Here is a 4401-nt window from a genome sequence, read left to right as displayed (position 1 = left end):
ATTTATACACAATTAAACATTCAATCGCTATTATAACTATGTTTGATTTATAAAATCCTTAATATGATAAATGAGTCCTTCATAATAAGCGTGCTTTGTGACTTCAAATTCTGAAGTCATCGATGGATCGGTACTATTGCACATTACAAATCGATTGTGTAAAAATCTTAAAAATTCCCTATCATTCCCACTATCCCCAAAACCTAAGACTTGTGATTTGGGGATATCATGAAGTGACATTAAAAATTGTGCCGCATATTTCTTACCCGCTTGCTGTGGTAAAAAATCTACATCGTATGCATTCTCAGGGTCTCCCGCACGAGGATTACAGCGGTTATACTTCACTACATAACGTTGATCACTTGCCATTGAGATTAAGTCATTTAATATACGCTGATCTTCCGCTTCGTCTCCTTGCATTTTAAAATAGTAATTATAATGCGTATCGTAAGGTTGAAACTCTTTTTGAGGCTGAAATGAAACATGGTATTTATGAGAAATCGTCGATATTAATTGTTGAATTTCAGATAATTCGAACGTACCGTCTAAAACTTGCTTTTGATACGTTTCATTAATTACATATCTTTTGCCATTCCATGTATAAAGTTTAGAACTTAAATCTGTCGCAATATAATGCGGTTTAAAAGTCATACCTGTTTTTGTCATTTTTGAAAGCACACTTGCTAAAGCACTTCCAGTTAAAATCGCCACGATAACCTTTTCTTTTGATAATTGTGTTAATAACTCTTCCAAATCTTTCATATCTTCAATATCACTAGAAGTTGGTTGATGTTTATAATATGTTTCATCGAAGTCAAATAACAATAATTTTCGAGTCATGGTACCCTCCACTTTTTCATAATCATAGCTTGCAATTATTGACGCATTTTCCAAAAGAATAAACTATCAATCGTCACCTGTAATTACGTTGCACTTTTTCATTTTGACTACCACTCTTTAAAATTACCTTCGTCTCTAAGTTGATTTAATCGAGTTGTAACTTCATCCATAAATGCTTTTCGATTTAAATCACATTTGAATGTTTCTCCAATAAAAATATCTACGAAGAACGGCACTAGTATAAAACTGTCTTTGGGTAGTGCCTTTCCTAATCCATGCATAAAGATGGGTTGAATGGGTACATCTGGACGCTCACGCATTAAATAATAAATGCCAGACTTATATTTGGATAACTTTTCAGGTTCTCCGCGTGATCCTTCTGGATAGAGAATGATGATGCCATTTTGATCTAATTCATCTAAAATGGGTTGAAACATGCCTGTAAAATCACGGGTCATTTTTCGTTCAATCGGAATAATATTCATCACCTTCGTTGAAAACCATTTTAAAAATGCATTTTTCATAAAATAGTCCCCTGCTGCAACCGGCCGTACATGTTTGAAACTGTCCCCTCTAAATAAACTCATCAAAACTAACGTATCTAAATGACTATTATGATTTGCGATTACCACAAGCGGACCTTGTTTTTTTAAACGCTCGTAATTTCGTATATTAAGTCCTAATACGATAAAAACGATAGGACGTACGATCAGTGTAAATAATACATTTCTCATCTCCTACGCCCCCTTTCTTAAAAATAAAAGAACCTTGTAAAATGGAAAAACAGTGGTGCAGTATACGTTAAAGAATCCACACGGTCTAAAACACCGCCATGACCAGGAATCGCTTGAGATGTATCTTTAATATTTAAATCACGTTTTAATGCTGAGATATTCACATCACCTATAAACCCACTTATGCTTATATATACACCTGCCACAAGCATTCCGAGTAGCGAAAATGGTGTCAATAACGGTCCTAAAATCGTCGCAAGTATTGTCGTTAAAATGACGCCACCAATAAATCCTGCCCATGTTTTATTCGGACTGACTTTAGGAATAATTTTACGCTTCCCAAATAATTTACCAGAGATATATTGAAATACGTCATTCGCTTGCGTCAAAATGACTAAAAATAATACTAGACTTGCCCCAGAAACGGTACTATCCAAACCTGGTAATACGATAAGATATGCCAAATGACTTAGACCAAATACAAAGAACATAATCCCCCATTGTATCGTGGCCATAGAATGTAAAAAGCCTTTTGTTTCACCCACTATAAGTGCTTGAATCGGTATTAACAAGAAGATATATACAGGAATAAAAATGATGAAAAAGCCATACAATCCATTATAAATTAGAATAAATTGCACAGGTATCGTTAAATAAGCCCATAAATAGACCAGTCTGTGACTGCGATTCGTTGGAATCAAAGAAAAATATTCTTTTAATGCGATAAAACATAAAAACGCCATAAAGACTAATGATACGGTTTTATGTATCACTAATGCTAACGAGAAGATGATACACATCACCCACCAAGACTTAATACGCATCCATATATTTTGGGTGACGTCACTTGGGCTTTTTCTAAGTAAAATTTGACTAATGATGGTAGAAATTACGAGTACCACAAAAAGGCCAATAAGTACAATCATCATTTCATAAGAAAGTTTATTGAGGTTCATATGTTGCTCCTTTCAATCCATTTGATACACGTTTATAGATATTCACTAAAATGAGTAACGTTGCGATATATAAGATGATGTGCATCAACGGTAGTACAGGAACATTGACTGCGATTAAAAATGATAATAAGCCAATTAAAAAGGCACGATCACTTTTCCCCATCGGTCCATCATATCGTCTCTTAGACCCAATCACTTGAACTAAACTGCCTGCCATTTCACTAATCACCGCAAATCCAATAAACATTATCACAGATATCCCTTTATCGTGCACGACAAAAACAAAGGGTAAAAATAAAGCTAAATCACTGACGACATCCCCTAACTCATTGAGCAACATACCAAGATTAGATTTCATATGATATTTCGATGCCATAACGCCATCTACCGCATTCAACGCCATTCTGACGAACATTACGATTGGTACTAACAGATAAATCCAACGCTGTTCATTTAAAGCCGCTATGAGTCCTCCAGTTAAAATAGAGAGTATTAAGGCACTCAACGTGACTTGATTCGGTGTGATGCCTTTTTTTCTCAAAGTATCAACAATAGGCATCAATAATTGTTGAAATTTTGGTTTTAACTCATAAATACTAATCATCAAAGCACCTCATATAAAAAATATTGTATTCTATGCAATTATACACTTATTCAATTACATTGACAAAAACGTTTTATGCTAAAATAGTCTTATTAAATAATTTGAGGTGAACATTTTGGCGTTATTAGCGATACTTTGGGGATTTTCAGAAGCAACACTCTTTTTTATAATTCCAGATGTTTTATTAACATTTGTTGCAATCACATATCAACGTAAACGTGTCGTTGTAAAAGTCGTAATGAGCGCGTTATTAGGTGCACTAATTGGTGGCGCTTGTGTATATTTTGCATCACTCCATAATGACAAACTAACCTTAAATATGTTGCTGAATGTGCCTTCTGTTCAAACGTATATGGTAGATCATGTCATCACTACAATGAATGATAACCCAGCATATGCTTTAATCACTGGTCCTTTATTCGGGGTGCCTTATAAATTATTCGCCTTTATCGCACCACAGCATTTAAATATTATTACATTCTTACTAATTTCAATTCCTGCGAGACTCGTTCGATTTATCATTGTTACAAGTCTTGCATATGTTTTATCACATTATGTATTTAAATGGCTTCAATATCGATACAAAATCTTGATTTGGCTTATCGTATGGATCATCGTTTATGCGATTTACTTTGGTATTCATGGTTTTTAAATCAAAACCACCCGTGTGAACGGGTGGTTTGTTCTGCGGCTGAAAGTCTCTGTTACTGACTAGCCCTTGTAAGGGCACTGAAAAGATCAGCCAACTGTACTACTTTCTCAGCGCCCCTTAAAAGAGTCCTGTTTTTTTCTCAACTTTTTATTCTCTTCCCCTGTAAATGGGTCGATATATTCCATCATTGTGAGTTGTTCTGCAACGACATCCTCTTGTAATTGGTTTCGAATATAATCTTCTATCACCTTTTTACTTCTTCCTACTGTATCTACATAAAATCCTTTACACCAAAATTTTCTATTAGCATATTTATATTTCAAATGCGCAAGTTTATCGAAAATCATTAAGTTGCTCTTACCTTTTAAATATCCAACAAACTGAGAGACACTTAGTTTTGACGGTATACTCACAAGCATATGAATATGATCTTTACATGCTTCTGCTTCTATAATTTCAACACCTTTTCTTTCACATAATTGTCTTAAAATTATGCCGATATCTCTTTTTAATTTTTCATATATTATTTGTCTTCTATATTTTGGTGCGAAAACTATGTGATACTTACAATTCCATTTTGTATGTGCTAAACTGTTTGTGTCGTTAGACATTATG

Annotated in this window: 6 protein-coding genes; 1 reads left to right on the top strand and 5 read right to left on the bottom strand. The window is 34.2% G+C overall.

All coding sequences use genetic code 11. The annotated features are described in order from the left end of the window. Positions 1–36 precede the first annotated feature (36 nt). The 4 genes from CD172_RS11945 to CD172_RS11930 all read right to left on the bottom strand — a co-directional run bounded on the left by CD172_RS11945 (position 37) and on the right by CD172_RS11930 (position 3134). Entirely contained in the window at positions 37–840 is an 804-nt protein-coding gene (locus tag CD172_RS11945) for an HAD-IIB family hydrolase (protein WP_103346471.1), read from the bottom strand. 107 nt (positions 841–947) lie between these two features. Continuing rightward, entirely contained in the window at positions 948–1574 is a 627-nt protein-coding gene (locus tag CD172_RS11940) for a lysophospholipid acyltransferase family protein (RefSeq protein WP_103346470.1), read from the bottom strand. 17 nt (positions 1575–1591) lie between these two features. Further along, entirely contained in the window at positions 1592–2530 is a 939-nt protein-coding gene (locus tag CD172_RS11935) for a phosphatidate cytidylyltransferase (RefSeq protein ID WP_103346469.1), read from the bottom strand. After that, entirely contained in the window at positions 2517–3134 is a 618-nt protein-coding gene (locus CD172_RS11930) for a CDP-alcohol phosphatidyltransferase family protein (protein ID WP_197734932.1), read from the bottom strand. Before CD172_RS11930 ends, CD172_RS11935 begins: the two co-directional genes overlap by 14 nt. Positions 3135–3249: 115 nt before the next feature. Between CD172_RS11930 and CD172_RS11925 the strand changes: the two genes are divergently transcribed. After that, positions 3250–3786, top strand: a complete 537-nt coding sequence (locus CD172_RS11925) for a hypothetical protein (RefSeq protein WP_103346468.1) — start codon at positions 3250–3252, stop codon at positions 3784–3786. 107 nt (positions 3787–3893) lie between these two features. Here the strand turns inward: CD172_RS11925 and tnpA are convergent, their stop codons facing one another. Next, positions 3894–4397 (bottom strand): IS200/IS605 family transposase, encoded by a 504-nt coding sequence (tnpA, locus tag CD172_RS11920; protein ID WP_103346472.1) that lies wholly within the window; start codon positions 4395–4397, stop codon positions 3894–3896. Between the last annotated feature and the right edge of the window lie 4 nt (positions 4398–4401).

It is taken from the genome of Staphylococcus agnetis, from assembly GCF_002901865.1.
In the GTDB taxonomy this organism is placed as follows: Bacteria; Bacillota; Bacilli; order Staphylococcales; family Staphylococcaceae; genus Staphylococcus; species Staphylococcus agnetis.
Note: the sequence above shows the minus strand (reverse complement) of the source record. Positions and strands in the feature narration are given on the sequence as shown.

Bases quoted from the DNA above. Each gene is read 5' to 3' on its own strand.
- CD172_RS11935 (WP_103346469.1), bottom strand. From the start codon at position 2,530: ATGAACCTCAATAAACTTTCTTATGAAATGATGATTGTACTTATTGGC.
- CD172_RS11945 (WP_103346471.1), bottom strand. From the start codon at position 840: ATGACTCGAAAATTATTGTTATTTGACTTCGATGAAACATATTATAAA.
- CD172_RS11930 (WP_197734932.1), bottom strand. From the start codon at position 3,134: ATGATTAGTATTTATGAGTTAAAACCAAAATTTCAACAATTATTGATG.
- tnpA (WP_103346472.1), bottom strand. From the start codon at position 4,397: ATGTCTAACGACACAAACAGTTTAGCACATACAAAATGGAATTGTAAG.
- CD172_RS11940 (WP_103346470.1), bottom strand. From the start codon at position 1,574: ATGAGAAATGTATTATTTACACTGATCGTACGTCCTATCGTTTTTATC.